14 protein-coding genes are annotated in these 14,321 nt (G+C 67.1%); 4 read left to right on the forward strand and 10 right to left on the reverse strand.

Going from position 1 to position 14,321, the window contains the following annotated elements:
- Positions 1 to 2: 2 nt before the first annotated feature.
- From rsmA to lptG, 5 genes are all read right to left on the reverse strand, one after another.
- Positions 3 to 842, reverse strand: coding sequence for a 16S rRNA (adenine(1518)-N(6)/adenine(1519)-N(6))-dimethyltransferase RsmA (gene rsmA, locus AC2FNJ_RS01440; RefSeq protein ID WP_496761817.1), 840 nt, complete (start codon positions 840 to 842; stop codon positions 3 to 5).
- Positions 843 to 926: 84 nt separating this feature from the next.
- Positions 927 to 1,895, reverse strand: a complete 969-nt coding sequence (gene pdxA, locus AC2FNJ_RS01445) for a 4-hydroxythreonine-4-phosphate dehydrogenase PdxA (RefSeq protein ID WP_496761819.1) — start codon at positions 1,893 to 1,895, stop codon at positions 927 to 929.
- Positions 1,892 to 3,136 (reverse strand): peptidylprolyl isomerase, encoded by a 1,245-nt coding sequence (locus tag AC2FNJ_RS01450; protein WP_496761820.1) that lies wholly within the window; start codon positions 3,134 to 3,136, stop codon positions 1,892 to 1,894. The genes pdxA and AC2FNJ_RS01450 overlap by 4 nt, the downstream gene beginning before the upstream one ends.
- Complete coding sequence (locus AC2FNJ_RS01455; protein WP_496761821.1) at positions 3,136 to 5,301, reverse strand: LPS-assembly protein LptD; 2,166 nt, start codon at positions 5,299 to 5,301, stop codon at positions 3,136 to 3,138. Before AC2FNJ_RS01455 ends, AC2FNJ_RS01450 begins: the two co-directional genes overlap by 1 nt.
- Positions 5,301 to 6,401, reverse strand: coding sequence for an LPS export ABC transporter permease LptG (gene lptG / locus AC2FNJ_RS01460; RefSeq protein WP_496761823.1), 1,101 nt, complete (start codon positions 6,399 to 6,401; stop codon positions 5,301 to 5,303). The genes AC2FNJ_RS01455 and lptG overlap by 1 nt, the downstream gene beginning before the upstream one ends.
- A gap of 231 nt (positions 6,402 to 6,632) precedes the next feature.
- Here lptG and AC2FNJ_RS01465 point away from each other — a divergent pair, with 231 nt between their 5' ends.
- Positions 6,633 to 8,102, forward strand: a complete 1,470-nt coding sequence (locus AC2FNJ_RS01465; protein WP_496761824.1) for a leucyl aminopeptidase — start codon at positions 6,633 to 6,635, stop codon at positions 8,100 to 8,102.
- 2 nt (positions 8,103 to 8,104) lie between these two features.
- Positions 8,105 to 8,563 (forward strand): DNA polymerase III subunit chi, encoded by a 459-nt coding sequence (locus AC2FNJ_RS01470; protein WP_496761826.1) that lies wholly within the window; start codon positions 8,105 to 8,107, stop codon positions 8,561 to 8,563.
- A gap of 23 nt (positions 8,564 to 8,586) precedes the next feature.
- Here the strand turns inward: AC2FNJ_RS01470 and AC2FNJ_RS01475 are convergent, their stop codons facing one another.
- From AC2FNJ_RS01475 to AC2FNJ_RS01490, 4 genes are read right to left on the reverse strand one after another with little or no spacing between them, the layout of a single operon-like run.
- Complete coding sequence (locus AC2FNJ_RS01475) at positions 8,587 to 9,168, reverse strand: retropepsin-like aspartic protease family protein (protein WP_496761828.1); 582 nt, start codon at positions 9,166 to 9,168, stop codon at positions 8,587 to 8,589.
- Positions 9,169 to 9,209: 41 nt separating this feature from the next.
- Positions 9,210 to 9,830, reverse strand: a complete 621-nt coding sequence (locus AC2FNJ_RS01480) for a MarC family protein (RefSeq protein ID WP_496761829.1) — start codon at positions 9,828 to 9,830, stop codon at positions 9,210 to 9,212.
- Positions 9,830 to 10,219 carry an ACT domain-containing protein gene (locus AC2FNJ_RS01485; RefSeq protein WP_496761831.1) on the reverse strand — a complete coding sequence of 130 codons (390 nt, stop codon included), beginning with the start codon at positions 10,217 to 10,219 and terminating at the stop codon, positions 9,830 to 9,832. The genes AC2FNJ_RS01480 and AC2FNJ_RS01485 overlap by 1 nt, the downstream gene beginning before the upstream one ends.
- Positions 10,216 to 12,069, reverse strand: coding sequence for an ABC-F family ATP-binding cassette domain-containing protein (locus AC2FNJ_RS01490; RefSeq protein ID WP_496761833.1), 1,854 nt, complete (start codon positions 12,067 to 12,069; stop codon positions 10,216 to 10,218). The genes AC2FNJ_RS01485 and AC2FNJ_RS01490 overlap by 4 nt, the downstream gene beginning before the upstream one ends.
- Before the next feature lie 108 nt (positions 12,070 to 12,177).
- On the opposite strand from AC2FNJ_RS01490, the gene AC2FNJ_RS01495 reads away from it, so the two are divergent.
- Positions 12,178 to 13,365, forward strand: coding sequence for a Bcr/CflA family efflux MFS transporter (locus AC2FNJ_RS01495; protein WP_496761834.1), 1,188 nt, complete (start codon positions 12,178 to 12,180; stop codon positions 13,363 to 13,365).
- Positions 13,366 to 13,384: 19 nt separating this feature from the next.
- On the opposite strand, the gene AC2FNJ_RS01500 is transcribed toward AC2FNJ_RS01495, so the two are convergent.
- Complete coding sequence (locus tag AC2FNJ_RS01500) at positions 13,385 to 13,660, reverse strand: hypothetical protein (protein ID WP_496761835.1); 276 nt, start codon at positions 13,658 to 13,660, stop codon at positions 13,385 to 13,387.
- 203 nt (positions 13,661 to 13,863) lie between these two features.
- Between AC2FNJ_RS01500 and ndk the strand changes: the two genes are divergently transcribed.
- Positions 13,864 to 14,286, forward strand: a complete 423-nt coding sequence (ndk, locus tag AC2FNJ_RS01505; protein WP_496761837.1) for a nucleoside-diphosphate kinase — start codon at positions 13,864 to 13,866, stop codon at positions 14,284 to 14,286.
- Positions 14,287 to 14,321: the final 35 nt, after the last annotated feature.

The following is a 14,321-nucleotide window of genomic DNA, read 5'->3' on the forward strand; positions in this document are numbered from 1 at the left end:
ACCTATCCGGCGACTTCGCGGGCCAGCGCGCAGAACGCTTCGAGCGAGACCTGTTCGGCGCGGTCGGTGGGGGGGATGCCGGCGGCGCGCAGCCGGTCCTCGATATCCGGCGCGATCCCCTTGAGCGCGGCGCGCAGCATCTTGCGCCGCTGGTTGAAGGCGGCGGCGACCACCTTTGACAATGTCGCCGCGTCGGCCGGGAAGCGCGGTTCGGGCAGGGCCGTCAGGTGGACCACCGCGCTGGACACCTTGGGCGGCGGGGTGAAGGCGCCGGGGGGCAGCGACATGGCGATGCGCGCGTCGCAGCGCCACTGTGCAAGAATGGCCAGACGCCCGTAGGCCTTGCTGCCGGGTCGGGCCACGATCCGCTCGGCCACCTCGCGCTGGAACATCAGCGTCAGGCTCTGCCAGAAGGGCGGCCAGTCGGGCGGCGTCAGCCAGCGCACCAGCAGCTCGGTGCCGACATTGTAGGGCAGGTTGGCGGCGATGCGGATCGGCGGGGTCAGATGCGCGAGCGGGTCGATGTCAAGTGCGTCTGCGTTGATGATGTCGAGCCGGCCCGGACAGGCCTCCGCGATCTCCTGAAGCGCGGCGATGCAGCGGGTGTCCTTTTCCACCGCCACCACCCTGCGCGCGCCTTCGGCCAGCAAGCCGCGCGTCAGGCCGCCGGGGCCGGGGCCGATTTCCAGCACGTCGCAGCCCGTCAGGTCCCCGGCCTGGCGGGCGATCTTGGCGGTGAGGTTCAGATCCAGAAGGAAGTTCTGGCCCAGCGACTTGCGCGCGGAAAGCCGGTGTTTCGCGATGACCGCGCGCAGCGGGGGAAGGGTGTCGATCGCGTTCATGATCCGTCTACCGTGGCGCCAGTGGCAGGCGATGCGCCAGAGATTTCTTGCCTCCGGCGGGGATATTTTCAGCCAGATGAAGGATCAAGCCTGTTGTGCCATGCGCCGGGCGAGTTTCAGGGCCTCGATCAGGCTGGTCGGGTTGGCGATGCCTTGTCCCGCGATGTCGAAGGCGGTGCCGTGGTCGGGCGAGGTGCGGATGAAGGGCAGGCCCAGCGTCACGTTCACGCCGCGGTCGAAATCGAGCGTCTTGATCGGGATCAGCGCCTGATCGTGATACATCGCGATGACCGCGTCATAGCGCGCCCGCGCGGCGGCGTGAAACAGGGTGTCGGCCGGGTGCGGCCCGGTGAGCGTGACCCCGTCGAGTTGCAGGCCGGCCAGCAGCGGCGCGATCCAGTCCCGTTCTTCGCGCCCCATGGCGCCGCCTTCGCCGGCATGGGGGTTGAGGCCCGCCACCGCGATCCGGGGCCGGGCGATGCCGAACCGGTCGCGCAGACCCTGCGCCGTGATCTCGATGGTGTCGCGCAGCAGATCCGGCGTGAGCGCCCCGGGCACGTCCGCCAGCGGGATGTGGATGGTGGCGGGCACCACGCGCAGCTGGTCGCTGGCCAGCATCATGACCACCCGGCCACGGCCCGCCAGCGCGGCGAGGAATTCGGTATGGCCGGGATAGGCGAAGCCGGCGCCGTCGATCAGCGCCTTCTTGTGGATCGGCGCGGTGCAGAGGGCCGAAGCGGCGCCGGATTTCACCAGGTCGACCGCCGTTTCGATGGCCCGGATCACGCCCGCGGCATTGGCCGGATCGGGCGCGCCTGGGCGCGCGGCTTCGGCGAAGGGCAGGTCGATCACCGGCAGGGCGTCGGCGCTGGCGCGCGCGGCTTCGGCGGGGTGATCGATGCGGGCCACCGGGGTCGCGTCGGGCAGGTGGCGCGGGTCGCCGATCCAGACGAAGGGACAGTCGGCGCGCAGGCGGTCCCAGGCCCCGGCGGCGATTTCCGGGCCGATTCCGGAGGGCTCACCGCAACTCAGGGCGATGGGGGCCGCGGTCATTGCTCGACGATGACGGCATCCGCCCGAAGCTGCGCGAGCAGGCTGTCGGCGAATGCCTGAAGGCGCTGCTGGGTGAGGGCGTTGGCGACGTCCTCGCGCGAGGTTTCCTCGCCCAGATCCCGCGTGCGGCCGCACAGCATCAGGAAAACCAGGGTCTGCCCGTTGTTCCGCGTCAGCGCCGTGGACACCTCGCCGGGATCGAGCCGGGCCAGTTCCAGCGCGATGTCGCGGGGAATCTCGGAGGGGCTGGCCGACACGCGGTCCAACACCTCGGCAGGCTGGCCGAGCGCGGTGCCGTAGAGGTCGTCGCAGGTGTCCACGGTCCGTTTCAGTTCGGCGGCGGCCTGCAGGGTTTCGGGGCTGCGCCCGCCCGCCATGTAGTAGGCCGCATAGTCGATCTTGGCATAGCGCGGCGCGCCGGTCGTCACCTCGCGGATGCCGCGCATCTGGAACAGGGCCACCGCGTTGGGCAGGGTGACGGGCTCGGAAACCTCGCCGGTGTTGAGCGCCAGGATCACGGGTTGCAGCGCCGGCGGCAGGTTGCTGAGCGGCAGCCAGTCCAGCCGCCCGCCGTTCAGGCGCGTGTCGGCGGCGGAATACTGCGTGGCCGCGGCGGAAAACGCCTCGTAGCTGTCCAGTTGCGCGATCTCGCGCGCCAGGTCTTCGACCTGCCCGAGGGTCTGGGGCGTGACCGGAATGATGATCTCGGACAGCAGAACCTGCAGCCCGGCGCCGCCCGACTGGCCGAGGGCGCGGTCGATCTCGTCATCCGTGGGCCGCGCCCGCGAAATGAAGCGCGACGCGATGTAGTCGCGCCAGGCCATCTGGATCCGGACGAAATCGCGCACCGTTTCCGGCGCCACGCCGGCCTCGCCCAGCAGGCGCAGAAACTCGTCCGTGGGGATCTGCCCGCGGGCGGCGAATTCGTCGATTCCCACCTGCACGTCCTCGGGGGGGATGTCGATTCCGGCCTCGTCTATGGCCTGCTGTTTCAGGCGGTCGTCGATCAGCGCCGCGCGCACCTCTTTTTCGGATCCGCCGGGGATGCGCAGCGTCTCCATGAATTTCATGCGCTGGTCCAGCTCGTACCAGGTCACGACATCCTGATTGACCTTGATGGCCGGTGCGAACAGGCTTTGCGATGCGGTGGCGGCCGGCGTCAGGAACAGCGCCGCCGAGGCCAGGATCGGGAGCGCCGATTTCAGCCAGCGGAGGGGGCGCCCTGTCGGATTACTCGTCATCAACTGCATCTTCGTCTGTATTTCTTGTTTCCGCCATCCACCGAGTAGCCGGTCAGCGCAACGCTAAACCCGAAATCCGTCGAAGGCTCAATAGTCGATGTCGAGGTGAATCGACGGTCGATGGTCAAGTTAACGGTTACGCATTCGTTCTGATAGGCCAAACCGAAGCCGGCATTGATCGCGCGCGAGTCGTTGATGTCATACCGGAAACTTGCCCGGGTGGTCCAGTTCGGGTTCAGGGTGTAGCCGCCGTTGAGCCAGACCTCGGAGACCGCCTGGGTGCGGCCTTCCTGCGGATCGCGGCCCAGCCAGGTGTAGGTACCGGTGAGGCGGGCGCCCCTTGCGCGCCAGCTTCCGCGCACTTCGGTCTTGGAGAAGTTCAGATCGTTGTTCAGCAAGGTGCGGGCCGTCACCGTCAGGCCGGAGCCGGATTTGATCTGACCCGCCAGGAGCACGTTCGAGAAATCGCCGCTGAGACCCGAGGTCTTGGAAAAGCGCTGGTCGGCCGGATCGCGAAACACCTGACCGACGGTCGCGAAAGCCTGCCAGCCAAGGGGATGATACATCGACCAGTTCAGGCCGACGACGGCGGTGGTGGCATCCTCGCGCTGATCCGGCGCGGGAAAGCGCGACAGCGACAGCAGGTTGCCCTGATCGAACTCCACGAACTGGCTTTCGTCGTTCGGAACGTCGTTGTCCGAGACATTGGCCCAGCCGATCTGGGCGATCGGCTCGAGGAAGTGGGTGACGCCCGAGGCGGTGACCTGCTTGGTCGGATAGCGCAGAGTCAGCGCCGCGCGCGGGGTGATGCGCGCGACCTCGCCGGGAAAGGTGCTGTCGTCCCAGATCAGGAACTTGTCGGCGGCCGCGCCCATGCGCCAGTCGGCGCGCAGACCCGACGAGAAGATCCAGGTCCGGAGCCATTCCGCGTCCAGCGTCGCGCGCGCCACGTCGCGGCCCACCACGTCCTCGGTGCTGGTGCGCTCGTGGCCGTGCCCGATGAAAGACAGGCGAACTTCGCCGCCGAGGGTTTTGGGAAACAGGCGTTTTTCGTAGTTGAGATCGAAGATGCGCGACGGGATCGTGTCCTGGTCCTCGCTGTCGCGGAGGGTCTTGTAATGGATCAGGCTGGTGCGGAACGCGGTGTCGCGCTGGATGCGCTGCAGGGCGACTTCGCTGCGCAGGCGGTCCAGATCGGGCAGGCCGTAATCGACGAGATAGGCGTCGTCGGAAACGGCCTTGAGGTCGAAGGTGAGCTGGTAGTTGCTCCAGACCGAAAACGCGCCGTTGGCGAAGAGATAGCCGCGGCTTTCGCCCGGCAGCAGGTCGTCGTCGGTATGCGCGCCTTCGATGACGATCCGCCCGTTGCGGAAGGCCTGGCGGTAGCGGTAGCCGAGCGTGCGCGTGCGCGGCGAAATGTAGGGCGTCAGCGTCAGATCCCTGTGGTCGCCCAGCTTGAAGAAATAGGGAACCCTGACCCCGGTTTCGAGTTGCGAGGTGATCCTTATCGACGGCACCAGAAATCCGGTGGCGCGCTCCAGCGTCGGGTCGGGCAGGCGCAGGGCCGGAAAGTAGAACACCGGCACGTCAAGGATGCGGAATTGCGCGTTCTCGAAATAGAGCTGGCGCTCCAGCTGATCGTGCGTGACCTTCTGCGCCCGGATCTGCCAGAGCGGGGGTTTGCCGTTTTCGCAGACGTGGCAGGAGGTTGCGGAGGTTTTGTAAAGCTGCGTGTATCGCCCGTTGGCGCGCGTCATCTGCAACGAGGCGAGCTGAACCTGCTGGTCGAAGACCATCCGCGCGCCGGTCAGCAGCCCGTTGCGCATCCCGTCGTCCAGTTCGGCCATGTCGGCCAGAATCGTGACTGTGCCGCCCTGGTCGATGCGGATCGGCCCTTCGACGATCAGCTGGCCGGTGCTGCGGTCGAACGTGACCTTGCGGGCCTGCAGGCGGATGTCGTCCTGAAACGCCTCGACATTGCCTTCGGCGATGAGCTTGCCGTCGGAGGTGACAAAGACCTGATCGGCGACGAGGAGCGCGGGTTGATCCCCGGTCGCGTCGGGTGACGGTTCGGCGGTCTGGGCCAGTGCCGGCGGCACCAGCGCAGGCGTGCCCGCCATCAGGCCCAAGGCCCCTGCCAGCACGACCGGAAGCAGGCGCCGCATCAGCCGTCCTCCGCATGCAGCAACAGCCCCACCGCAAGGAGGATGGCCGCAACCGGGGGCGCCCAGGCCGCCAGCAGCACGGGAAGCTGGCCGTTCTGGCCGAGGATCTGCGCGAAATTGCGCACGAAATAGAGCGCGAACCCCAGAAGCACCGCCGTCAGCACGGCAACGCCGGTGCCGCCGAACCGGACGTGGCGCATGGTGAAGACCGCGCCGACCAGAACCATCGAGATCAGGAACAGGGGCCGGGCAAGCTGCACATGCAGCCAGACTTCGTATTGCTTGGTCGAGAATCCGGCCTGTTGCAGATCGCGGATCAGGTCGGGCAGGTCGTAGACCGAAATGGTGTCCTGCTGGGCCAGCGTGTCCAGGATGCGGTCGCGGGTCAGGGTGGTGGGAAATTCCAGTTGCGCGTGTTCTTCGGCGCTGGCCTCGGGGTTCACCTCGGCGGCCAGGGGCCAGGATTTGGCATTGTCCAGGATCCAGACCCGGTCGCCCAGCCGGGCGGTGTCGGCGACGATCTGGCGAACGGGAACGCCGTCGTTCGAATAGGTCAGGATGGTCACGTCCAGCAGGGCGAAGCCGCCGGTGTTGTCGGTGCCGGTGGCATGGATCACCGACTGCCCGGACTCGGTGCCCTGCCGCAGCCACAGGCCCTCGGCGCTGATCGACAGGGCCGAGGCGCCGTTGCCGCGGAAGCTTTCGGACAGGCGCCGGTATTCCTCGGCGGTGGCGGCGACGATCGGGTTCAGCATGACGACGGACAGCACGCCGATGACCAGCGAAACGAAGACCGGCGCGGCCAGCGCCCGGATGCCGGACCGCCCGATGGCGCGGGTCACGACCAACTCGGAGCTGCGGGCGAGCCCGACGAAGAGCAGGATGGTGGCCAGGATCATCAGCAGCGGCAGCATTTCGCTGATGGCGGCGGGCGTATTGAGCAGCGTCAGGCGCATGAGCTGGCCGAAACTCAACCCCACATCCTCGAACCGCCGCACCTGTTCGATCAGGTCGATCAGGATGATCAGCGTCAGAAAGACGGCGCCGATGAACAGGAAGCTTTGCAGAAAGCGGCGGGCGAAGTAGCGGTCGAGGATCACGGCATTCGCTCCGACGCGGTCGGACCGGACAGAATCGCGCGCCCGGCGCCCGAACGGCACATCAAGCGGAACAGCATATGGCTGCCGTGTCGTGTCACTGCCTTCCCCCCGGAAGCCTGCCAGTCGTTTTCCGGGGACCATAGTCGAATTGGAAAGCGGGGAAAACTGCTATCTGGTCAAGCGGGCCGCGGCGCGATAGCTGTTGGCGGACCGACAGTTGAGGAGCGAATGATGAGCAGTCCGATCCAGATCCGATTCCAGCCCACCGACCTCGACAGGATGGCCACGGCCGAAGGCCGCGTGGCAATCATCGTGTCGCCCGAAGGCAAGATGGACCCGGCGGCGCGGCGCGCGAACAAGCTGACCAAGGGCGCCGTGGCCCGGCTGATCGGCAGCGCGCGGTTCGAGAAGGCCAAGCCGGGTCAGGTGATCTCGATGGCCTGGCCGGCAGGGATGTCCGCCGAGGCGCTGGACGTGCTGGTTCTGGACCGCCGCGCGGACGCGGATCAGCTGCGCAAGGCGGGGGCGGCGCTGGCCAAGGCGGCCGAGGGCAAGAGCCTGCTGGTCATGGCCGGCAACCAGCCCCGGATCGAGGGTCTGGCGCTGGGCATAGCCCTGCGCAGCTATACCTTCGACGCCCACAAGACCGAGGATGCCGAGGATCGCGGCGACGTTCTGATCTGCCATTCCAGGGCCGAAGAGGCCGAGGCCGCCTATGCGCCGCTGCGATCGGTGGCCGAGGGCGTGCACATGACCCGCGATCTGACCAACGAACCGGCCAACGTGCTGACCACCACCGAATTCGCCGACCGGCTCAGGGAAATGGAGGCGCTGGGGCTCGAGGTCGAGGTGCTGGACGAGGACCGACTGGCCGAGCTGGGCATGCGCACGCTGCTGAGCGTGGGGCAGGGCTCGGACAGCCCGTCCAAGGTGGTGGTGATGCAGTGGCAGGGCGGCGACAAGGATGACGCGCCGCTGGCGCTTGTGGGCAAGGGCGTGGTGTTCGACACCGGCGGCATCTCGTTGAAACCGGCCTCGGGCATGGAAGAGATGACCATGGACATGGGCGGCGCCGGCGTGGTGGCGGGCACGATGCGGGCGCTGGCCCTGCGCAAGGCCCGGGCCAATGTGGTGGGGCTGGTCGGGCTGGTCGAGAACATGCCCTCGGGCCGCGCCTCGCGCCCCGGCGACGTGGTGAAGTCGATGAAGGGCGACACGGTCGAGATCATCAACACCGATGCCGAGGGCCGTTTGGTGCTGTGCGACGTGATGTGGTACGCGCAGGAGCGGTTCAACCCCGTGGGCCTGATCGATCTGGCCACCCTGACCGGGGCCATCATCATCGGTCTGGGGCATGAGAATGCCGGGGTGTTCTCGAACAACGACACCTTCTGCGACGCCTTCCTGAAGGCCGCCAGGGCCGAGGACGAAGGCGCGTGGCGGATGCCGCTGGGCAAGGCCTATGACGAGATGCTGAAATCGCGCATCGCCGACATGAAGAACGTGGGCGGTCGTCCGGCAGGGTCGATCACCGCGGCGCAGTTCCTGCAGCGGTTCGTCAAGGAGGATACGCCCTGGATTCACCTGGACATCGCCGGCGTCGCCTCGGTGTCGAAGGAGACCGACTATGCGCCCAAGGGGGCGACGGGCTGGGGCGTGCGGGCGCTGAACCGGCTGATACAGGACAATTTCGAGACCTGAAGATGGGCGCGGCCTATTTCTATCACCTGACCCGCCACCCGATCGAGGAGACCCTGCCGGTTCTCCTCGACAAGGCGCGGCAGGCCGGGTGGCGGATCGCGGTGCGCGGCACCGACCGGGCGCGGCTGGACTGGCTGGACGAGAAGCTGTGGCTGGGGCCGGAAGAGGCGTTCCTGCCGCACGGGATTGCGGGCGGTCCGCATGATCGGATGCAGCCGATCCTTCTGACGACCGACGCGCAGGCCGCGAACGCGCCGGATTGCGTCATGGCCATCGACGGCGCTGCGGTCGAGCCGGCCGAGGTCGAGGCGCTGCAGCGGGTCTGCATCCTGTTCGACGGCACCGATCCGGGTGCGGTGCAGGGCGCGCGCGAACAATGGAAGGCGCTGACCGGGGCCGGATGCGCGGCGCAATACTGGTCCGAGGAGTCGGGCCGCTGGGAGAAGAAGGCCGAAGCCTGACCGGCGATCCGGCCCGAACCGCGTCAGCGCGCCAGGATCATCTTGCCGCCGGAAAAGCTCATGTTCGAGAACCGCTGAAGATACTCCATGCCCAGAAGCGAGATGTCCATGTCACCCTGATTGACCCAGGCAGTCACGCCGGTGTCGTCGAACGGTCCCAGGGCGATGCTGTCCAGCCGCACCGGCGCGGTGCGCACCTCGCCGTTGGCGGTCAGCGCGCGGCCGAAATAGTTCAGGCTGTCCATGTCCACGCCCACGCGTTCGGCATCGCGGTGGCTGAGCACGACCTGGCCCGCGCCGGTATCGACGAGAAACGTCACCGGTTTGCCGTTGACCAGAAGCTGCAGGTAATAGTGCCCGTCCGCGGCGCGCGGGACTTCGATGGCGTTGTCGGTCACGGTCATCTGCGGCGTGGGGCCGACCGTGCTGCGCACGTCTTCCCACAGCCCGACGGCGGCGATCACGCCGATGAAGATCAGCACCCAGGCCAGCGCCTGCTGCATGGTGCGGCTGAGATTTTCCCGGTTGTGGGTGACGAACCACATCAGGACGGCCGATCCCAGCAGGACCAGATAGACGATGCGGGCGATGTTGTCTCCGTCCATGTCGGCCCCCTTTCTTCCTGACCTGATGTGAATATGGGGGGTCAGGCCGCGAAACCAAAGGTCTTGAGCCCGTCGAGGATGAACTGGACCGAAAGCGCCGCCAGCAGCATCCCCAGGAGCCGGGTGACGACGTTCAGCCCGGTCTTGCCCAGCAGTCGGCCCAGAATCCCGGACGAGAGGTAGAGCAGGAAGACCACCAGAATGACCGTCAGCATGACGCCGATCACCACGGCGAGACCTTCGAGGCCCGGCTGCTGGCCCGCCAGCAGGATCATGGTGGCGATCGAGCCGGGCCCTGCGATCAGCGGAATGCCCAGGGGAAACACGGACGGATCGGCGTGATCTCCTTCTTCGGCGCGGTCCTCGCGCCGCTTGTTGCGGCGTTCGAACAGCATGTCGAGGGCGGTCAGGAACAGCAGTGCGCCGCCGGCGACCCGGAAGGCCGCCATCGAGATTCCGACGAAGCCCAGCACCGCCTCGCCGAAGGCGGCGAACATCGCCAGGATCACGGCGGAGGTCAGGCAGGCGCGGATGGCGATGCTGCGGCGCAGGCGGGCCGTCATGCCCTGGGTCAGCGCCATGAAGATGGGGGTCTGTCCCGGCGGATCGATGACGACGAAAAGGGTGGTGAAGGCCGTGACCAGAAATGCCGTGTCGATCATCAGACCGTGTCCTCCTGCAGGCGCGTCAGAACGGCGCGCGCTTGCTCGGCCTTGTCGGCCGGTACGAAAACGTGGTCGTGGTGATTGCCCGCAACCATGTTGGCCGGGATGCCGGCCTGCGCCAGCGCGGACGACACCGCCGCCGTCAATCCGACGCCGTCCAGCGCCGAATGCACCTGCAACGTGATGCAGCGCATCGGCAGGGCACCGTCCGGCGCATCCGTGATCGGAACGATCAGCGACTGGCCCTCGGCTTCCCGGATACTCGCCAGCGTCCCCTTGGGCCAGTCCCGCCCGTCCGGCCAGGTGACGAAGGCAAATACCCCGTCCTGCAGGTGCGGGTTCATGCCCGCGATCATTGCAAGGGTGTCGCGCACGGGACTGCTCATGCCGTCGCCTCTGCCTGTTCGAGTTTCTCGGCGGCTTCGACCCACAGGGCCTCGGCACGCTGCATGGCCTCGACCACCTCGGCGAACTTGCGGTTCCAGGTTTCGAGGTCGGCGCGTCTGCGGTCCTCGTAGAGTGTGGGATCGGCCAGCTTGGCCGAGAGCTTTTCGTGCATGTCCGTCAGCTTCTCCAGCCGCTCCTCGCATTTGCGCAGCTCGGCGCGCAGCGCGAGGATCGGGTCGCGCGCGGGGCGTCTGGGACGTTGCGCCGGCTTTGCCTTGGGTTCCGGCTTGTCCCGCGCCAGCAGCAGGTCGCGATAGCTCTCCAGATCGCCGTCGAAGGATTTCACCGTCCCGTCCGAGACCAGCCACAGCCGGTCGGCCACGAGGCCGAGCAGGTGCATGTCGTGGCTGACGAGGATGACCGCGCCGGAATAGTCGGTCAGCGCCTCGACAAGCGCCTCGCGGCTTTCGATGTCGAGGTGGTTGGTGGGTTCGTCGAGGATCAGCATATGCGGCGCGTCGATCGTGGCGATCAGCAGCGACAGGCGCGCTTTCTGCCCGCCCGACAGCCGGCCGACCTGGGTTTCCGCCTGGTCGGCGCCCAGCCCGAACCCGGCCAGGCGCGCGCGCCATTTCGCCGGGGCCTCGCCGGGGCGCAGGCGGCGCAGGTGATCCAGCGGGGTTTCGTCCACCCGCAGCTCGTCCACCTGATGCTGGGCGAAGTAGCCGACGCGCAGCTTGGAACTGCGGGTCATCTTGCCGGCCATCAGCGGCAGCCGGTCCGAGAGCAGTTTCGCCAGCGTCGATTTTCCCTGCCCGTTCTTGCCCAGGAGCGCGATGCGGTCGTCCTGGTCGATGCGCAGGTTCAGCCGCCGCAGCACGGCCGTGTCGCCATAGCCGGTGACGCCGCCTTCGAGGTGGATGATCGGCGGCGCCATCTCTTCCGGCTCGGGGAAGGTGAAGGCGCGCAGAGCGGCCTCCTGCGGGGTGGTGATGGGCTGCATCCGGGCCAGCGCCTTGAGGCGCGCCTGCGCCTGTTTGGCCTTGTCGGCCTTGTAGCGGAACCGGTCCACGTAGGATTGCAGATGCGCGCGGCGGGCCTCCTGTTTCTTGGCCATCGCGGCGGCCAGCGCCAGTTTCTCGGCGCGCTGGCGGGCGAACTGGTCATAGGGGCCCTGATAGAGCGTCAACCTGCGGTCTTCGAGATGCAGGATCGCGCCCACGGCGCGGTTCAGCAGGTCGCGGTCGTGGCTGATGATGATGACCGTGTGCGGATACCTGGCAAGGTAGCTTTCCAGCCACAGCGCGCCTTCGAGGTCGAGATAGTTGGTCGGCTCGTCCAGGAGCAGCAGGTCGGGCTGCGAGAACAGCACCGCCGCCAGCGCCACCCGCATCCGCCAGCCGCCCGAGAAGGCGGCGCAGGGCATCTGCTGTTCGTGGTCGTCAAAGCCCAGCCCCTTGAGGATCGCCGCGGCGCGCGCCTCGGCCGACCAGGCGTCGATGTCCGCAAGCCGGGTCTGGATCTCGGCGATGCGGGCCGGGTCCGTGGCGGTCTCGGCCTCGGCCAGCAGGGTCGCGCGCTCGGTATCGGCGGCCAGCACCGTGTCGATCAGCGAGTCCTGCGTGGCCGGCGCCTCTTGCGCGACGCCGCCGATGCGGGCGTGGCGGGGCAGGGCGATGTCGCCGGATTCCAGCGCCAGCTCCCCCCGGATCAGCCGGAACAGGGTGGTCTTGCCGGTCCCGTTGCGGCCCACCAGCCCGACCTTGTGGCCGGTCGGAATGGTGGCGCTGGCCGCGTCGAACAGCGGGCGGCCCTCGACCGCATAGGAGATGTTCTCGATCCGTAACATGCGGCCGCTCTTAACAGAGCGCGCATGACGCCGCCAGCGGCTTGGCATGTTCAACGCGAGGGCGATGTGCTAGCGCTGCTCGGGTCGGCATTTCTTTGCGGTTTTTCGATGCGCGCGGCTCAATCGCCCCCTTCCCTGGTCACGTTGGTGTTCGCCACTGCCCTGTCGGTGCTGTCGCTGAACATGTTCCTGCCGTCGCTGGCGCGGATGGGGGTGGATTTCCAGGTCGACTATGCCCTGGTGAATGTCTCGGTGGCCGGCTACCTGGCGGTGTCCGCGGTGCTGCAGATGATCATGGGACCGCTGTCGGACCGGTTCGGACGCAGGCCCGTCCTCTTGATCTGCATGGCAGTCTTCGCCTGCGCCTCGGTGGGATGCGTCCTGGCCGGGTCGATCTGGGTCTTTCTTGGCTTCCGCCTGTTGCAGGCGGCCGTGGTCGCGGGGCCGGTTCTGTCCAGCGCGTCGATCCGGGACATGTACGCGCCCAACGAGGCGGCCAGCAGGCTGGGTTATGTGACAATGGCCATGGCGCTGGCGCCGATGCTGGGCGGCGCGCTGGACATGCTGTTCGGCTGGCGCGCGGGATTTGTCCTGTATTCCGTTCTGGGGGCCGGGATACTGGCGCTCGTATGGGTGGACATGGGCGAAACCAATTCCAACCCGTCCTCGACCTTTGGCGCGCAGTTGCGCGAGTACCCGCATCTGTTCCGCGCGCGCCGGTTCTGGGGCTATGCCCTGTGCGCGGCCTTCTCGATCGGCGGGTTCTACAGCTTCATCACCGGCGCGCCCTTGGTGGCGGCGGCGTGGTTCGATCTGAGCCCGGCCCTGCTGGGTCTGGGGATCGGGATCATCACCGGCGGCTTCATGGTGGGGAACTTCATCACCGGACGGATCGCGGCCAGGACTCGCCTGACCACGATGATCCTGATCGGGCGGGTTGTCGCCTCTGCGGGGCCTTTATGCGGTCTGCTGCTGTTCCTGGCCGACTTGGGATCGGTCTGGGTCTTTTTCGGCTCGGCCGTTTTCGTCGGCTTCGGCAATGGCCTGACGAATGCCAATGCCTCGGCCGGGCTCATGTCCGTCCGTCCCCGGCTTGCCGGCAGCGCCGCCGGCCTGTCCGGCGCGATGACCGTGGCCCTGGGGGCAGTCCTGACCTCGCTCACGGGCGTCATGGTGACGGCGCAGAACGCGCCGTTCGCGGTGCTCGGAATGATGTTTGTTTGCAGCTTTCTCGGCTTGCTGTCGGTGCTTTATGTGCGCCGGGTGGACCTGCGCGATCCCTTGCCCGGGATCTGAGGCGGCTGGCGGAAAGCGGTCAGTTCATCTGCTTGGCGAAGACTTCGAACGGATAGGAGGCGAACCCGATCAACGGATTGTCGCCCTCTTCGCTGAAGGCGAATACATGGAATTCGTCATGGTGCATCGTGGCCCGGCAAAAGGCGCCTTCCTGCGGCAGCTCCTTGGGGCAGGTCTCAAGATCGGCATGGGCGACGGCGGTTTCGAACACGTCGTAGTTCAGCGGCATGGCCGTAATGTCGGCCAGGGCGGGGGCGGCGACCGCGCTCAGGGTCAGGGCGAGTTTCAGTTTCATGGCATTTTCCTCTTTCGTTGCGGTGATTCTGTTCACGCATCAAATAACTGACAATAATAGTCAGAATAGTAAAGCCCAGGCGCGGCGGCTTGCCCGGACGGCGGCCGCATTCCCCCTTTATCCCGCCCCAAGCCCATGTTATCGGGGCGGCAAACCACAGCGGGCCGGGCGATTGCCCGGTTTTTCATCACAGGAGTTCGCCGATGGCACTGGAACGCACCTTTTCGATCATCAAGCCCGACGCAACCCGTCGCAACCTGACCGGCAAGATCAACGCCAAGCTGGAAGAAGCGGGCCTGCGCATCATCGCGCAGAAGCGCATCCACATGACCAAGGAACAGGCCGGCAAGTTCTACGAAGTGCACAAGGAGCGCCCGTTCTACGACGAACTGTGCGAGTTCATGTCGTCGGCCCCGGTCGTGGTGCAGGTTCTGGAAGGCGAGAACGCCATCGCCAAGAACCGCGAAGTGATGGGCGCGACCAACCCCGCCGACGCGGCCCCCGGCACCATCCGCGCGGAATTCGCGGAATCGGTCGGCGAAAACTCGGTCCACGGGTCGGACGCGCCGGAAACCGCCGCGGTCGAGATCGCCTATTTCTTCTCGGGCATCGAACTGGTCGGCTGAGCCGCCCGTTTGACGAAAGACCTGGGCCGCGCCTG

Source organism: Ruegeria sp. BHSB196 (assembly GCF_059613135.1).